Below are 14,776 nucleotides of genomic sequence, written 5' to 3'. Positions count from 1 at the left end.
AGGCGACGGCGACGAGCAGTCGGAGTTTGCGAGAAAAATCGGTTGCGCCGCATAACTACGACCAATATAGTCGTAGTTACTCGAGACGAGCCGGGAAGCGAACCGCTCCGATGTCAGGCACTCGGGAACCCCACCCTGGATTCACACTTTTCGTCGGAGACCACCATGAAACAACGCATCCTGATCGTCGGCAGCGGCTTCGCGGGCATGTGGAGCGCCCTGAGCGCGGCGCGCCTGCTCGACCTGCACCAGCGTGACGACATCGAGGTCGCGGTGCTCGCGCCCCAGGCCGAGCTGCGCATCCGCCCGCGCTTCTACGAACCCGACGTGCACCGGATGGCCGCACCGCTGGGCGAGCTGTTCGGCGCCGTGGGCGTGACCTTCATCCAGGGCAGCGCCGAGCAGATCGACGTCGATGGGCGCCAGCTGGATTACCGCAACGCCCGCGGCGAGACCGCTACCCTGGGCTTCGATCGCCTGATCCTGGCCAGCGGCAGCAAGGTCGCCCGCCCCGCCCTGCCGGGCATCGAACACGCCTTCGACGTGGACGACATCGACCAGGCGATGCGCCTGGAAACCCATCTGCGTTCGCTGCAGCAGTTGCCGGAATCGGCCGCGCGCAACACCGTGATCGTCGCCGGCGGCGGCTTCACCGGCATCGAGACCGCCACCGAGATGCCGGCCCGCCTGCGCGACGTGCTGGGCGCGCAGGCCGAGGTGCGGGTGATCGTGGTCGATCGCGGCGCCGAGATCGGCAGCGCGCTGGGCGCCACTTCGCAGTCCGTGGTCGAAGAAGCCTCGGCCGAAGTGGGCGTGGAATGGCGCCTGAAGGCCTCGGTGGAAGCCATCGACGAAAACGGCGTGACCCTTTCCAGCGGCGAGCGCATCGAGGCGAAAACGGTGATCTGGACCGCCGGCGTGCGCGCCAGCGCGCTGACCGAACAGGTGGCCGCCGAGCGCGACCGCCAGGGCCGCCTGCACGTGGACCGCAACCTCCAGGTGATCGGCCAGGACGCGGTGTACGCCACCGGTGACGTCGCCTATGCCGCCGTGGACGAGGCCGGCAACCACGCCCTGATGACCTGCCAGCACGCCATCTCCCTGGGCCGCTCGGCCGGCAACAACGCCGCCGCCGACCTGCTCGGCGTGGCGCCGATCCCCTACAGCCAGCCCAAGTACGTGACCTGCCTGGACCTGGGCGCCTGGGGCGCGCTGTACACCGAAGGCTGGGATCGCCAGGTGCGCTTCCTGCGGGAGGAAGGCAAGAAGATCAAGACGGAGATCAACACCGTGTGGATCTACCCGCCGGCGGCCGACCGCGCCACTGCGCTGGCGGCGGCTGACCCGATGATTCCAGTCGTGGCGTGATACATCGAGCCATGCCCGGCATCGCACGCGATGGCGGGTGTTTTCACGGGCTCCCCAGGCTGGCCGGGTTCGCGAGCAAGCTCGCTCCTACAACCTGCATGTAGGAGCGGGCCATGCCCGCGATCACTATCGCGGCGTATTCCGATCCCACCCGGCAATACCGAGGTCCCCGCCACATTGTAGGAGCGAGCTTGCTCGCGAACCTGCCCGAAACGCCGCCCTCGCCGGCGGTTCGCGGGCATGGCCCGCTCCGACAGTGAGCCCGACGGTCGTCAGACCAACCGCCATTGACGGCTCCACGCCACCGGATAAACTGTATATCCATACAGTTATTTCGAGCAATCCCATGTCCCGCCATCCCATCTCCCTTCCCCGGCCCTCGCGCCGGGTGCATGACCGTCGCCGCGCGGCGGGCGGGAGGTCGTGATGGGTAGCGTGGTCGCGCTCGACACCCTGTTCCACCAGCGCCAGGTATGGAAGGGCCAGCCGCAAGGCCTGCCGCCGAGCCAGCAGCCCACCGGCCATGCCACGCTGGACGCCGCCCTTCCGACCGGCGGCTGGCCGGAAGCCGCGCTCAGCGAAATCCTCCTGGCCGCCGAAGGCACCGGCGAACTGCAACTGGTCTGGCCAACCCTGGCGCGACTCAGCGCGGCGGGCGAGCGCATCGTGCTGGTCGCACCGCCTCACATTCCCTACCCGGCCGCCTGGCAGGCCGCTGGCGTCGCGCTGGAGCAGCTCGCCATCGTGCGTGCCCAAGGGCGCGATGCGCTCTGGGCCGCCGAGCAGTGCCTGCGCTCGGGTAGCTGCGGCGCCGTGCTGTGCTGGCCGCAGCAGGCCGACGACCGCGCCCTGCGCCGCCTGCAGGTGGCCGCCGAAACCGGGCAGACGCTGGCCATCGCCTACCGCTCGCAGCGTGAAGCGCTCAACCCGTCACCCGCCGCGCTGCGCCTGGCGCTGGACGCCAACCCGGCGCAGCTGCGCGTGCTCAAGTGCCGCGGCGGCCTGGCGCCGGCGCGGCCCATCCCGCTGCCCTGGCACTGAGGTCGGCATGCTCTGGGCCTGCATTCTCCTGCCGCAGCTGGCGATGGACGGCGTGCTGCGCGGCCGCGCCGATCCGGACGCCGCCCTGGCGCTGCTCGCCGGGCCGCCCCAGCGCCGCGTGCTGCAGGCGGTGAGCCCGGCCGCGCGGGCGCTGGGGCTCAAGCCCGGCCAGTCGCTCACCGCCGCCCAGGCACTGAGCCGCGATTTCGCCACCGCCGAGTACGACCTGCGCGAGGTGCAGCGCTGGCAGAACCTGCTGGCCGCCTGGGCCTATGGCTTCAGCTCGCAGGTCAGCCAGCACTACCCGCGTGCGCTGCTGCTGGAGGTGCAGTCCAGCCTGCAATTGTTCGGTCCCTGGCCGCGTTTCGAGGCGCGCCTGCGTGAGGAATTGAACGGGCTGGGCTTCCGTCACCGCATCACCGCCGCGCCCAATCCGGCCGCCGCGCGCATCCTCGCCAACGGTCATGACGGCCTGGCGATCCACGACAACCAGCAGTTGCGCCAGTACCTGGGCAGGATGCCACTGGAGCGTCTGGGCCTGGAGCGCGACGCTGCCACCTCGCTGGGCCGCATGGGCCTGCGCAGCCTGCAGCAACTGCTCGCCCTCCCGCGCGAGAGCCTGGCCCGACGCTTCCCGCCGCAGGTATTGCGGCAGGTCGACACCCTGCTCGGCCAGCGCCCGCTGGCCCTGGAGTTCTACCGGCCGCCGGATCGCTTCGAGTCGCGCATCGAGCTGAACTTCGACGTGGAATCCACCCAGGCGCTGCTGTTCCCCCTGCGCCGCCTGACCGCCGACCTCGCCGCCTTTCTCGCCGGGCGCGACAGCGGCGTGCAGCGGTTCGTCCTCTATCTGGAGCACCACGAAGGCAGCGACACGCCGATGCCGGTCGGCCTGCTCAGCGCCGAACGCGAGGCGGGGATGCTTTTCGAGCTGACCCGTGGCCGCCTGGAGCAACTGCAATTGCGCGCGCCGGTGCACAGCGTGCGGCTGCTGGCCGATGACCTGCCGCCCTTCGTGCCGCAGCACCGCGAGCTGTTCGACGACCGCCCGCAGCAGTCGCAGCCCTGGGAACAACTACGCGAACGCCTGCGCGCGCGGCTGGGCGACGACGCCGTGCACAGCCTCGGTGGCCGCGCCGACCATCGCCCGGAGCGCGCCTGGCAAGGCAGTTCCGCCCCGCTGCTGCCCGTCACCGAAGCCCCGCGCCCCGGCTGGCTGCTGGCCGAACCCCAACCGCTGCGCGAATTCGCCCCGACCCTGCTGGCCGGCCCCGAGCGCATCGAGTCCGGCTGGTGGGACGGCGAGGACATCCGCCGCGACTACTACCAGGTGCGCACCCGCAGCGGCCAGCGCGCCTGGGTGTTCCGCCCGGTGGGCGAGGACGGCCCCCTGCTGCTGCACGGCTGGTTCGCATGAGCGCGCCGGCCGAAGGCATCAGCTACGCCGAGCTGCACTGCCTGTCCAACTTCAGCTTCCAGCGTGGCGCCTCCAGTGCCGCCGAGCTGTTCGAGCGGGCGAAGAAGCTCGGCTACCGCGCGCTGGCGATCACCGACGAATGCAGCCTGGCCGGTATCGTCCGCGCCTGGCAGGCCTCGAAGGAGACGGAAATCCCGCTGATCACCGGCAGCGAGCTGAGCATCGAGCACGGCCCGAAGCTGGTGCTGCTGGCGGAGAACCTGGCCGGCTACGAGAATCTCTGCCGCCTGCTCACCCACGCCCGGCGCCGCGCCGAGAAAGGCAGCTACCGCCTGGTGCGCGAGGACTTCGACGGCAACCTCGAGCACCTGCTGGCAATCTGGCTGCCTCGGGGCGACCAGGACGACGACGGCCTCTGGCTGCGCGGGCTGTTCCCCAAGCGCCTGTGGCTGGGCATCGAACTGCACAAGGGCCCGGACGACGCCTGCAAGCTGCATCGCTTGCAGGAACAGGCCGCGCGCCTGGGCATCCCCGCCGTGGCCTGCGGCGACGTGCACATGCATGTGCGGGGCCGCCGCGCCCTGCAGGACTGCATGACCGCCATCCGCCAGCACCTGCCGGTGCACGAGGCCGGGCAATACCTCTACCCCAACGGCGAGCGCCACCTGCGCCCGTGGGAGGCGCTGGCGTCGATCTACCCCGCCGAGCTGCTGGCGGAAACGCTGGAGATCGCCAGGCGCTGCACCTTCGACCTGAGCGATCTGAAGTACCAGTACCCACGCGAGCTGGTGCCCGAAGGGCATACGCCGGCCAGTTGGCTTTGCGCCCTGACGCAAAAAGGTATTCACGAGCGTTGGCCTGCTGGGGCGAGAAAAAAGGTCATCAAACGCATCCGCAAGGAACTACGGCTGATCATCGAACTGGAATACGAAAGCTATTTCCTCACGGTCCATGACATCGTCCGGTTTGCCCGCTCGCAACATATCCTCTGTCAAGGACGTGGCTCAGCCGCCAACTCCGCAGTGTGCTTCACGCTGGGGATTACCGAACTCGACCCGACACACATCAATCTGCTGTTCGGTCGCTTCATTTCCCGCGAACGCAAAGAACCGCCGGATATCGACGTCGATTTCGAGCATGATCGCCGTGAGGAAGTCATCCAGTATGTGTTCCAGCGCTACGGCCGCACGCGTGCTGCGCTTACGGCAGTCGTCAGTACCTATCGGGGCGCCGGAGCTGTGCGCGACGTGGCAAAGGCATTGGGTCTGCCGCCTGACCAGGTCGGCGCGCTGGCCGACTGTTGCGGACATTGGAGCCGCAAAGGTCCGCCACGCGACCGTCTGATCGAGTCCGGCTTCGATCCGGACAGTCCAGTGCTTCGTCGTGTCCTCGCGTTGACGGAACAATTGGTTGGCTTTCCCCGCCACCTGTCACAACACCCAGGAGGCTTCGTGATTTCCCAGCAGCCATTGGAAACCCTGGTGCCGGTGGAAAATGCGGCGATGCCCGAACGCACCTTGATCCAATGGGACAAGGATGATCTTGACGCAGTCCGCCTTCTCAAAGTCGACGTGCTCGCTTTGGGGATGCTCAGCGCCCTACGTCGCTGTTTCGACCTGATCGAACGTTATCGTGGTCAGCGTTGGACACTCGCTACCCTGCCGCAGGAGTGCCCGAAAACCTACGAAATGATCAGCCGTGCCGACACCGTCGGCGTGTTCCAGATCGAGTCCCGCGCACAAATGGCCATGCTGCCCCGTCTTAAACCCGAAACGTTTTATGACCTGGTCATCGAAGTCGCAATCGTCCGCCCGGGCCCGATTCAGGGCGATATGGTGCACCCTTACCTGCGTCGACGTAACAAGGAAGAGCCCGTTACCTATCCGTCCAAAGCCTTGGAAAAGGTCTTCAGACGTACCTTGGGTGTTCCACTGTTTCAGGAGCAGGTAATGGAAGTGGCCGTCATTGCCGCCGACTATACCCAGGGCGAAGCGGACCACTTGCGTCGGTGCATGGCCGCGTGGAAGCGTCATGGCGGTCTGGAGCCGCACCGGCAGCGTCTTTTCCAAGGCATGTTGAAGAACGGCTACACCCAAGATTTCGCCGAGCGCATCTTCAAACAGATAGAAGGCTTCGGCAGCTACGGCTTCCCCGAATCCCATGCCGCCAGTTTCGCCCTGCTCACCTACGCCAGCTGCTGGCTGAAGTGCCACGAGCCAGCCGCCTTCACCTGCGCGCTGATCAACAGCTGGCCCATGGGTTTCTACAGCCCCGACCAGTTGCTGCAGGACGCCCGCCGCCATGGCCTGGAAATCCGCCCGGTGGACGTGCGCCACAGCCACTGGGACTGCACCCTGGAGCCCATGGCCGAGCGCCAGCCGGCGATCCGCCTGGGCCTGCGCATGGTGCGCGGGCTGCGCGAAGAGGCCGCCCATGCCGTGGCCCAGGCGCGTGAGCAACGCGCCTTCGCCGACGTCGCCGACCTCTGCCTGCGCGCCCGCCTCGATGCACGCGCCCGCGAACAGCTGGCCGACGCCGGCGCCCTGCGCGGCCTCGCCGGCCACCGGCACAAGGCGCGCTGGGCGATTGCCGGGGTCGAGCCGCAGCTGCCGCTGTTCGCCAGGCAAGTCACCGAGGAAGCGCCGGTCAGCCTGCCGCTGCCCAGCCGCGGCGAAGACCTGTTCACCGACTACGCGACCCTCGGCACCACCCTCGGCCCGCACCCCCTGACCCTGCTGCGCGGCGCCCTGAAGGCCCGCCGCTGCCGCAGCTCGCGCGACCTGCTGAAGCTGGAAGCCGACCGCCCGGTGCGCGTCGCCGGCCTGGTGGTCGGCCGCCAGCGCCCCGGCACGGCCAGCGGCGTGACCTTCGTCACCCTGGAAGACGAGTTCGGCATGATCAACGTGATCGTCTGGCGCGACCTCGCCGAACACCAGCGCCGCCCCTTCCTCAGCGCCCGCCTGATGCAGGTGGACGGCCCCCTGGAAGCCAAGGACGGCGTGCGCCACGTCATCGCCGGCCGGCTGACGGACCTGAGCGAATTGCTGGAAGGGCTGGATGTGCGGAGCCGGGATTTCCGCTGATGTGCCCTTTGCCCCCCAGCGGTTCGCGAGCAAGCTCGCTCCTACGAAAAGCGTACGGGCAGAACCTGAACCTGTAGGAGCGAGCTTGCTCGCGAACCCGCCAGGCAGGGCGCACAACCCGGAACGGGTTATGTGGCGGTGCCGGCGGATAACGTCTTGGGCGTTATTCGCCTTTCATGCCACCCTCGTGATGCTCGAACCTAGGGCAGTCGCAGGCATGGCCAGTTCCTACAGGCCGACCGGAAACTGCACGTGTAGGAGCGGGCCATGCTCGCGAACAGCGGACAAAGTCCGCACCGACAGACCGCGCCAGACCTCGATACGCACACAATCCGTCCAGCAACGTGCGGTCAGCCCCACTGGTGCCCTCCCCCCAACAACGCCACAATGACCCGCACTCCAGCATCGGACCGAGCATGATCACCCTCCGCCACATCGAAGTCTTCCGCGCGGTCATGACCACCGGCAGCGTCACCCGTGCCGCGGCGTTCCTGCACACCAGCCAGCCCACCGTCAGCCGCGAGCTGGCCAGGCTGGAGCAGCTGGTGGGCTTCGAGTTGTTCCTGCGCGAGCGCGGGCGGCTGGCGCCCACGGCGCGGGCGCTGATGCTGTTCGAGGAGGTGGAGCGCTCCTTCACCGGGCTGGACCGCATCGTCGCCTTTGCCGGCAGCCTGGGGCAGTTCGCCGAGGGCAAGTTTTCCATCGGCTGCCTGCCGGCGCTGTCCCAGGCGCTGCTGCCGGAGGCCTGCAAGCGCTTCAGCCGGGAAAACCCGGCCATCAGCCTGGAAGTGGCGGCGCTGGAGTCGCCACATTTGGAAGAGGCGCTCAGCGCCCAGCACCACGACATCGGCCTGATCGAGAACGACGACGCCCCGCGCGGCACCGAGTTGCAGCCGCTGCTGGCGGTGGACGAGGTATGCATTCTCCCGGACGGCCACCCGCTGCTGGCCCGTGAACGTCTGGCGGCGGCGGACTTCGCCGGCCTGCCCTTCGTCAGCCTGGCCACCAGCGACCGCTACCGGCACCTGATCGACGCCGTGTTCCTCGACGCCGGCGTGCAGCGGCAGATGCAGGTGGAAACCCACAGCGCCGTCTCGGTGTGCAGCATGGTCCGCGCCGGCCTGGGCCTGGCCGTGGTCAACCCGATCACCGCGCTGATGTTCCAGGGCCAGGGCATCCAGCTGCGCCCGCTGGCCTTCTCACTGCCGTTCCAGGTCAGCGTGGCGAAGCCGCTGTACCGCCCGGCCACGCCGCTGCGCGAGCGCTTCGTCGCGGCGCTCCAGGCAGAGGCCAGCGTGCTGGTGCAGCGTCTGCGCGAGGCCGGCGTGGGCTGCACCCTATATCAAAATTGAATCGACTCGATAACAAGCGGCATTATTCAGCTCCGCAAATGGCCGGTAGACTAGCGCCATCTACCTTCGGAGCCCATTCATGTCCTTCCTCGCCCTGCCCCGCGCCGAACAGCTCGCCCTGCAATTCGGCACCCCGCTGTGGATCTACGACGCGGCCACCATCCGCGGCCAGATCGAGCGCCTGAAGAGCTTCGACATCATCCGCTTCGCCCAGAAGGCCTGCTCCAACCTGCACATCCTGCGCCTGATGCGCGAGCAGGGGGTGAAGGTCGATGCGGTGTCCCAGGGCGAACTGCTGCGCGCCCTGGCCGCCGGCTACTCGTGCCGCGAGGATGAATCCGAGATCGTCTTCACCGCCGACCTGCTGGACCGCGCCACGCTGGAAACCGTGGTCGAGCACGGCATCCCGGTGAACGCCGGCTCCATCGACATGCTCCGCCAGCTGGGCGAAGTCGCCCCCGGCCACCCGGTGTGGCTGCGCATCAACCCCGGTTTCGGCCACGGGCACAGCAACAAGACCAACACCGGCGGCGAGCACTCCAAGCACGGCATCTGGCACAGCGACCTGCGCGCCGCGCTGGAAGTGATCCGAGAGCGCGGCCTGCGCCTGGTCGGCCTGCACATGCACATCGGCTCGGGCGTGGACTACGGCCACCTGGCCCAGGTCGGCGAAGCCATGCTCGGCCTGGTGCAACAGGTGAAGGACGCCGGCCACGACCTGTCCGGCATCTCCGCCGGCGGCGGCCTGTCCATCCCCTACCGCGCCGGCGATCCGGAAGTCGACACCGCGCATTACTTCCAGCTGTGGGACAAGGCGCGCAAGGCCGCCGAAGCGGTAGTCGGTCACTCGCTGCACCTGGAAATCGAGCCGGGCCGCTACCTGGTCGCCCAGTCCGGCTGCCTGCTCAGCGAAGTACGTGCCACCAAGGACGCCGGCCGCAACCACTTCGTGCTGGTGGACGCCGGCTTCAACGAGTTGATGCGCCCGTCCATGTACGGCAGCTACCACGGCATCAGTGTGCTGGCCGGCGACGTGGCCAGCCGCGAGGTGATCGACACCGTGGTGGCCGGCCCGCTGTGCGAGTCCGGCGATGTGTTCACCCAGGGCGATGGCGGCGTGGTCATCCCTCGCGCCCTGCCGCGCGCCCAGGTCGGCGACCTGCTGCTGATCCACGACACCGGGGCGTATGGGGCATCCATGTCGTCGAACTACAACAGCCGCCCGCTGATTGCCGAAGTGCTGCTCGACGGCGCTGACGCGAAGCTGATCCGCCGCCGCCAGCGCGTGCAGGAGCTGCTGGCGCTGGAAGAGGACCTGGGCTGATTCCGCCGGTCGCCTGCTCCTGCGGGCGGCATCGGCGCTGGGCGGTTCGCGAGCAAGCTCGCTCCTACAGATTCACCCCGGCCTCGGAGTGCTCTTCGTAGGAGCGAGCTTGCTCGCGAACCCCGCAAACGCCGGCCCTGCCGGCGAATCGCGGGCGTGGCCCTCTCCTACACTGAGTCAGTGCCCTGCACGTGACAGGCGGGCAAAGCCCGCCCTCGACAGGGAACTCCCGCTCCTCACCGATCGATGCGCGTCGACAGAATGATCGACGACATCGTCCGCTCCACCCCGTCCAGCGCGCCGATGCGGTCCAGCACCGCGTCCAGGTCGCGGATCGACAGCGCCTCGACGATCACGATCATGTCGAAGTTGCCGCTCACCGAATGCAACGTCTTCACCTCGGCGATCTTCTCCAGCGCCTGGACCACCTGGTGCGACAGCTTGGGCAGCGCCGTCACCAGCACGTGGGCGCGCACCAGCGACTGCGCGTAGCTGTCCGACACCTTGATCGAATAACCGCTGATGACGCCCTGCTGCTCCAGCCGCTCGATGCGGCTCTGCACCGTGGAGCGCGATACACCGAGCTTGCGCGCCAGCTCGGAGATCGACTCGCGGGCGTTGGCGCGCAGCAGGTTCAACAGCGCCGCGTCGGCGTTTTTCGTCATATTGCTCATCGTATTGGTCAATCTGCCTGAAAGCTCTCGCCAATCTTGCAGATTGTCAGGTTCATTTCAATGACGAGCTTTGCAATAGTGGGCGCCACGGCGAGCCTTCACAGCTCGCCATTTCTTTGCCCGCGCGCCACCCATCGACTGGCGGCTGCGGGCCGCGAAAGCCTTGCCAAGCTGGTGATACAAGCCGGCACTCCGAACAAGAAGGACGCCTCCGATGCACAAGAACCGCCACCCCCATACCCCCGGCAAGAAACCGGTCACCATCTTCGGCCCGGATTTCCCCTTCGCCTTCGACGACTGGATCGAGCACCCCGCCGGCCTGGGCAGCATTCCTGCCGAGCAGCACGGCCAGGAAGTGGCCATCGTCGGCGCCGGCATCTCCGGCCTGGTGGCGGCCTACGAGCTGATGAAGCTGGGCCTCAAGCCCGTGGTCTACGAGGCGTCGAAGATGGGCGGCCGCCTGCGTTCGGAGACCTTCGAAGGCGCCGACGGGATCATCGCCGAGCTGGGCGGCATGCGCTTCCCGGTGTCCAGCACCGCCTTCTACCACTACGTCGACAAGCTCGGCCTGCAGACCAAGCCCTTCCCCAACCCGCTGACCCCGGCCTCGGGCAGCACCGTGGTGGACCTGGAAGGCACCAGCCACTACGCCGAGAAGATCGACGACCTGCCGGAAATCTTCCGCGAAGTCGCCCAGGCCTGGGCCGACGCGCTGGAGGACGGTGCGCGCTTCTCCGAGATCCAGGACGCCATCCGCGAGCGCGACACGGCCAAGCTCAAGGCCCTGTGGGACGAACTCGTGCCCAAGTGGGACGACCGCACCTTCTACGACTTCGTCGCCAGCTCCAAGGCCTTCTCGCGCCTGTCCTACCGCCACCGCGAAATCTTCGGCCAGGTCGGCTTCGGCACCGGCGGCTGGGACTCGGACTTCCCCAACTCCATGCTGGAAATCTTCCGCGTGGTGATGACCAACTGCGACGACCACCAGCACCTGGTCGTGGGCGGCGTCGAGCAGGTGCCGCGCGGCATCTGGAGCCACGTGCCGGAGAAATGCGCGCACTGGCCGGCCGGCACCTCGCTGGCCTCGCTGCACAACGGCGCGCCGCGCCCGGGCGTGAAGAAGATCGCCCGCGCCGCCGACGGCACCTTCGCCGTCACCGACTACTGGGGCGATACCCGCCACTACGCCGCCGTCCTGGCAACCTGCCAGACCTGGCTGCTGACCACGCAGATCGAGTGCGAGGAAGCGCTGTTCTCGCAAAAGATGTGGATGGCCCTGGACCGCACCCGCTACATGCAGTCCTCGAAGACCTTCGTGATGGTCGACCGGCCGTTCTGGAAGGACAAGGACCCGCAGACCGGCCGCGACGTGATGAGCATGACCCTCACCGACCGCCTGACCCGCGGCACCTACCTGTTCGACAACGGCGACGACAAGCCGGGCGTGATCTGCCTGTCCTACTCCTGGATGAGCGACGCCATGAAGATGCTCCCGCACCCGGTGGAGAAGCGCGTGCAGCTGGCCCTGGACGCACTGAAGAAGGTCTACCCGAACGTCGATATCGCCAGCCACATCATCGGCAACCCGATCACCGTGTCCTGGGAGGCCGACCCGCACTTCCTCGGCGCCTTCAAGGGCGCGCTGCCGGGCCACTACCGCTACAACCAGCGCATGTACGCGCATTTCATGCAGGACGACATGCCCGCCGAGCAGCGCGGTATCTTCATCGCCGGCGACGATGTGTCCTGGACCCCGGCCTGGGTGGAGGGCGCGGTGCAGACCTCGCTCAACGCCGTGTGGGGCATCATGAAGCACTTCGGCGGCGCCACCCATCCGGAAAACCCCGGCCCCGGCGACCGTTTCGCCGAGCTGGGCCCGATGGTCCTGCCGGACTGATGCAGTCCACTGGTTGAACAGCCGCTCGCACGGGGTCGGGATCGGGTGCACACTGCCGGGTCCCGGCCCCGCGCGTTTCGAAGGAGAACCCCCATGTACCTCGCCCTCTACCAGTGCCCACCCGGCCCCGACGACGTCGCCGGCAACCTGCGCCGCCTGGAGCAGGCCGCGCAGCAGGCGGTGCACAACGGTGCGGACCTGCTGGTGCTGCCGGAGATGTACCTGACCGGCTACAACATCGGCGCCCGGCGCGTCGCCGAACTGGCGGAAGACTGCGACGGGCCGTCCGCCCTGCGCATCGCCGAGATTGCCCGCGAGCACAAGCTCGGCATCCTCTACGGCTACCCGGAGCGTGACGGCGACGCCATCTTCAACAGCGTGCAACTGATCGACCGGCAGGGCGAACGCCGCGCCAACTACCGCAAGACCCACCTCTACGGCGACCTCGACCGCAGCCAGTTCAGCGCCTCCGACCAGGCGCCGGCGATCTTCGAGCTGGACGGCTGGAAGATCGGCCTGCTGATCTGCTTCGACGTGGAGTTCCCCGAGAACGTGCGCAGCCTGGCGCTGGCCGGCGCCGACCTGGTGCTGGTGCCCACCGCCAATATGCGCCCCTACGAATTCGTGGCCCAGGTGCTGGTGCCGACCCGCGCGTTCGAGAACCAGGTGTTCCTCGCCTACGCCAACTACGTCGGCAGCGAGGGGGAAATCGAGTACTGCGGCCTGAGCAGCATCGTCGCCCCGGATGGCCAGGTGATGACCCAGGCCCGGCATGGCGAGGAACTGCTGGTGGCCGAGCTGGACCCACAGCGCATCGCCCTGGCGCGCGAGGGGTACAGCTATGTGCACCTGCGCCGGCCGGTGCTGTATCGCAGCTGAAAAAAAGGCCCGGCACTACGCCGGGCTTTTTAGTGGTATTCGGCAAGAGGCAGCCTTGCTCTCGTGGGAGCGGACCTTGTCCGCGAAATCCCACAACCGGCACGATGCCGCAGGATCGCCACCCCTCCCCGCTGCACCCCACAGGCCAGTGACGCCCTGCTCGCTGAACGATTCGCGGACAAGGTCCGCTCCTACGGGGGAGTCCCGCCGATCACCTCTCTCGCCGCGGGGCAGCCCCGTTGTAGGAGCGAGCTTGCTCGCGAACGAGCCCCCGGCCGCAACGGCGTCAAGCGGGTTCGCGAGCAAGCTCGCTCCTACAGGTTCTGCGCCGCCGTCATGCTGCGGTTACCACCCCGTAGGGCGTTATCCGCCAGTGCGGCGGATGTGCCACCCAGGATGCGCGCCGCTTAAAGGTCCAGCACCAACCGCGCCGATTTCGCCCGCGACACGCAGGCGCAGATCTGCTTGTTGGCGGCCTTTTCCTTGTTCGACAAGCAGTTGTCGCGGTGCTCCGGTTCGCCCTCCAGCACCTCGACGATGCAGGTGCCGCAGATGCCTTCGCGGCACTCGGTGTCGATGTCGCAGCCGTGGGCCTGCAGCACGTCCACCAGGCTCGACTCCGCCGGCACGTGGAGCACCACGCCGGAGCTGGCCAGCTCCACCTCGAAGGAGCCGGCCGGCGCCGCGCTGGCGGCCGGGTCGGCCTGGAAGTGTTCGAGGTGAATGGCGTCTTCCGGGCGGCTGCGCGCGGCGATTTCCACCACCTTGTTCATGAACGGCGCCGGGCCGCAGGTGTAGACGTGGGCGTGCTGCGGCGCGCGTGCCAGGCACTCGCCCAGCACACGGTCGAGGTCGGCGGGTTCGACGCCGTAATGCAGCTCCACCTTGCCGGCGAACGCCTCGCTGCCCAGCAGTTCGACGAAGGCCGCGTGCGCGGCGGAACGGGCGAAGTAATGCAGGCGATACGGCTCGCCCCTGGCATTCAGGCGGTAGGCCATGCTCAGCAGCGGCGTGACACCGATGCCGGCGGCGAACAGCACGTGCTCGCGGGCTTCGGGCGCCAGGCGGAACAGGTTGCGCGGCGCGCCGATGTCCAGCTCCATGCCTTCGCGCACTTCGTGCAGCGCGACGGAGCCACCGCGGGAGGCGCCTTCCTTCTTGATCGCCACCAGGTAGGCCGCGCGGTCGTCCGGCGGGCTGCACAGCGAATACTGGCGCGTTACCCCGGTCGGGCCGGTGACGTCGACATGGGCGCCCGGCTCGTAGGCGTCGAACGGCTGGCCATCACAACGCACGAGGCGCAGGGAACGGATGTCCTGCGCTTCCTCGACGATTCTTTCGATTCTGACCTTCATCATGGCATTACCTGCAAGGCGTTGAGTGCGGGCTCTGTGGCCCCTTTCCGGCCTCTTTTTCATGAGCGGACGGGTTTACGGTTCGATATCGGAGCGAGGGCATTGCCTCTCCCCAGCTCTCTCCCCGAAGGGAGAGGAAGCAGTCAACTTCGGAGCGGGGGCTTTGCCCTATCCCCAGCCCTCTCCCTGAAGGGAGAGGGAGGTGTTCGTGCTGGCTGATGCTGAGGTGTCATCCTGGCCGTACGGTTCCCCTCCCTTCTGGGAGGGGAAGTAGTTCGGCGTCTCCGGGTGGCACGGTGTTTCCGGCCCGGCCGATCAGTCCCCTCTCCCGCTTGCGGGAGAGGGTTAGGGAGAGGGGCTCTTGAAAATGCCCTCTCCCGAGCCAG

At 67.9% G+C, this 14,776-nt stretch carries 10 protein-coding genes; 8 read left to right on the top strand and 2 right to left on the bottom strand.

Annotation, left to right across the window (positions count from 1 at the left end):
* The first annotated feature begins 165 nt into the window (after positions 1–165).
* The 6 genes from ACNFIA_RS16005 to lysA all read left to right on the top strand — a co-directional run bounded on the left by ACNFIA_RS16005 (position 166) and on the right by lysA (position 9,585).
* Positions 166–1,368 (top strand): NAD(P)/FAD-dependent oxidoreductase, encoded by a 1,203-nt coding sequence (locus ACNFIA_RS16005; protein WP_416786487.1) that lies wholly within the window; start codon positions 166–168, stop codon positions 1,366–1,368.
* A 426-nt stretch (positions 1,369–1,794) separates the two neighbouring features.
* A complete protein-coding gene (gene imuA, locus ACNFIA_RS16000; RefSeq protein WP_416786484.1) occupies positions 1,795–2,409 on the top strand; it encodes a translesion DNA synthesis-associated protein ImuA in 615 nt (204 codons plus the stop codon).
* 7 nt (positions 2,410–2,416) lie between these two features.
* Positions 2,417–3,826: a Y-family DNA polymerase gene (locus ACNFIA_RS15995; RefSeq protein WP_416786481.1), complete on the top strand. Its 1,410-nt coding sequence runs from the start codon at positions 2,417–2,419 to the stop codon at positions 3,824–3,826.
* Entirely contained in the window at positions 3,823–6,909 is a 3,087-nt protein-coding gene (locus tag ACNFIA_RS15990; protein ID WP_416786478.1) for an error-prone DNA polymerase, read from the top strand. The genes ACNFIA_RS15995 and ACNFIA_RS15990 overlap by 4 nt, the downstream gene beginning before the upstream one ends.
* Positions 6,910–7,325: 416 nt before the next feature.
* Entirely contained in the window at positions 7,326–8,261 is a 936-nt protein-coding gene (locus ACNFIA_RS15985; RefSeq protein ID WP_416786476.1) for a LysR family transcriptional regulator, read from the top strand.
* A gap of 79 nt (positions 8,262–8,340) precedes the next feature.
* Positions 8,341–9,585: a diaminopimelate decarboxylase gene (gene lysA / locus ACNFIA_RS15980; RefSeq protein ID WP_416786473.1), complete on the top strand. Its 1,245-nt coding sequence runs from the start codon at positions 8,341–8,343 to the stop codon at positions 9,583–9,585.
* 236 nt (positions 9,586–9,821) lie between these two features.
* Here the strand turns inward: lysA and ACNFIA_RS15975 are convergent, their stop codons facing one another.
* Positions 9,822–10,250: an Lrp/AsnC family transcriptional regulator gene (locus ACNFIA_RS15975; RefSeq protein ID WP_037018689.1), complete on the bottom strand. Its 429-nt coding sequence runs from the start codon at positions 10,248–10,250 to the stop codon at positions 9,822–9,824.
* Positions 10,251–10,473: 223 nt separating this feature from the next.
* Between ACNFIA_RS15975 and ACNFIA_RS15970 the strand changes: the two genes are divergently transcribed.
* Together ACNFIA_RS15970 and ACNFIA_RS15965 are read left to right on the top strand one after the other, a co-directional pair.
* Complete coding sequence (locus ACNFIA_RS15970) at positions 10,474–12,156, top strand: flavin monoamine oxidase family protein (protein ID WP_416786469.1); 1,683 nt, start codon at positions 10,474–10,476, stop codon at positions 12,154–12,156.
* 93 nt (positions 12,157–12,249) lie between these two features.
* On the top strand, positions 12,250–13,035 hold the full coding sequence (locus ACNFIA_RS15965; protein ID WP_416786466.1) for a carbon-nitrogen hydrolase family protein: 786 nt from the start codon (positions 12,250–12,252) through the stop codon (positions 13,033–13,035).
* A 407-nt stretch (positions 13,036–13,442) separates the two neighbouring features.
* Here ACNFIA_RS15965 and ACNFIA_RS15960 read toward each other — a convergent pair whose 3' ends face one another.
* Positions 13,443–14,393, bottom strand: a complete 951-nt coding sequence (locus ACNFIA_RS15960) for a PDR/VanB family oxidoreductase (RefSeq protein ID WP_416786463.1) — start codon at positions 14,391–14,393, stop codon at positions 13,443–13,445.
* Positions 14,394–14,776: the final 383 nt, after the last annotated feature.

This window comes from Pseudomonas sp. NY15437 (genome assembly GCF_048068435.1).
GTDB lineage: Bacteria > Pseudomonadota > Gammaproteobacteria > Pseudomonadales > Pseudomonadaceae > Pseudomonas > Pseudomonas nitroreducens_B.
This window is presented reverse-complemented; position numbering and strand designations above follow the sequence as displayed.

Bases quoted from the DNA above. Each gene is read 5' to 3' on its own strand.
- ACNFIA_RS16005 (WP_416786487.1), top strand. From the start codon at position 166: ATGAAACAACGCATCCTGATCGTCGGCAGCGGCTTCGCGGGCATGTGG.
- imuA (WP_416786484.1), top strand. From the start codon at position 1,795: ATGGGTAGCGTGGTCGCGCTCGACACCCTGTTCCACCAGCGCCAGGTA.
- ACNFIA_RS15995 (WP_416786481.1), top strand. From the start codon at position 2,417: ATGCTCTGGGCCTGCATTCTCCTGCCGCAGCTGGCGATGGACGGCGTG.
- ACNFIA_RS15990 (WP_416786478.1), top strand. From the start codon at position 3,823: ATGAGCGCGCCGGCCGAAGGCATCAGCTACGCCGAGCTGCACTGCCTG.
- ACNFIA_RS15985 (WP_416786476.1), top strand. From the start codon at position 7,326: ATGATCACCCTCCGCCACATCGAAGTCTTCCGCGCGGTCATGACCACC.
- lysA (WP_416786473.1), top strand. From the start codon at position 8,341: ATGTCCTTCCTCGCCCTGCCCCGCGCCGAACAGCTCGCCCTGCAATTC.
- ACNFIA_RS15975 (WP_037018689.1), bottom strand. From the start codon at position 10,250: ATGACGAAAAACGCCGACGCGGCGCTGTTGAACCTGCTGCGCGCCAAC.
- ACNFIA_RS15970 (WP_416786469.1), top strand. From the start codon at position 10,474: ATGCACAAGAACCGCCACCCCCATACCCCCGGCAAGAAACCGGTCACC.
- ACNFIA_RS15965 (WP_416786466.1), top strand. From the start codon at position 12,250: ATGTACCTCGCCCTCTACCAGTGCCCACCCGGCCCCGACGACGTCGCC.
- ACNFIA_RS15960 (WP_416786463.1), bottom strand. From the start codon at position 14,393: ATGATGAAGGTCAGAATCGAAAGAATCGTCGAGGAAGCGCAGGACATC.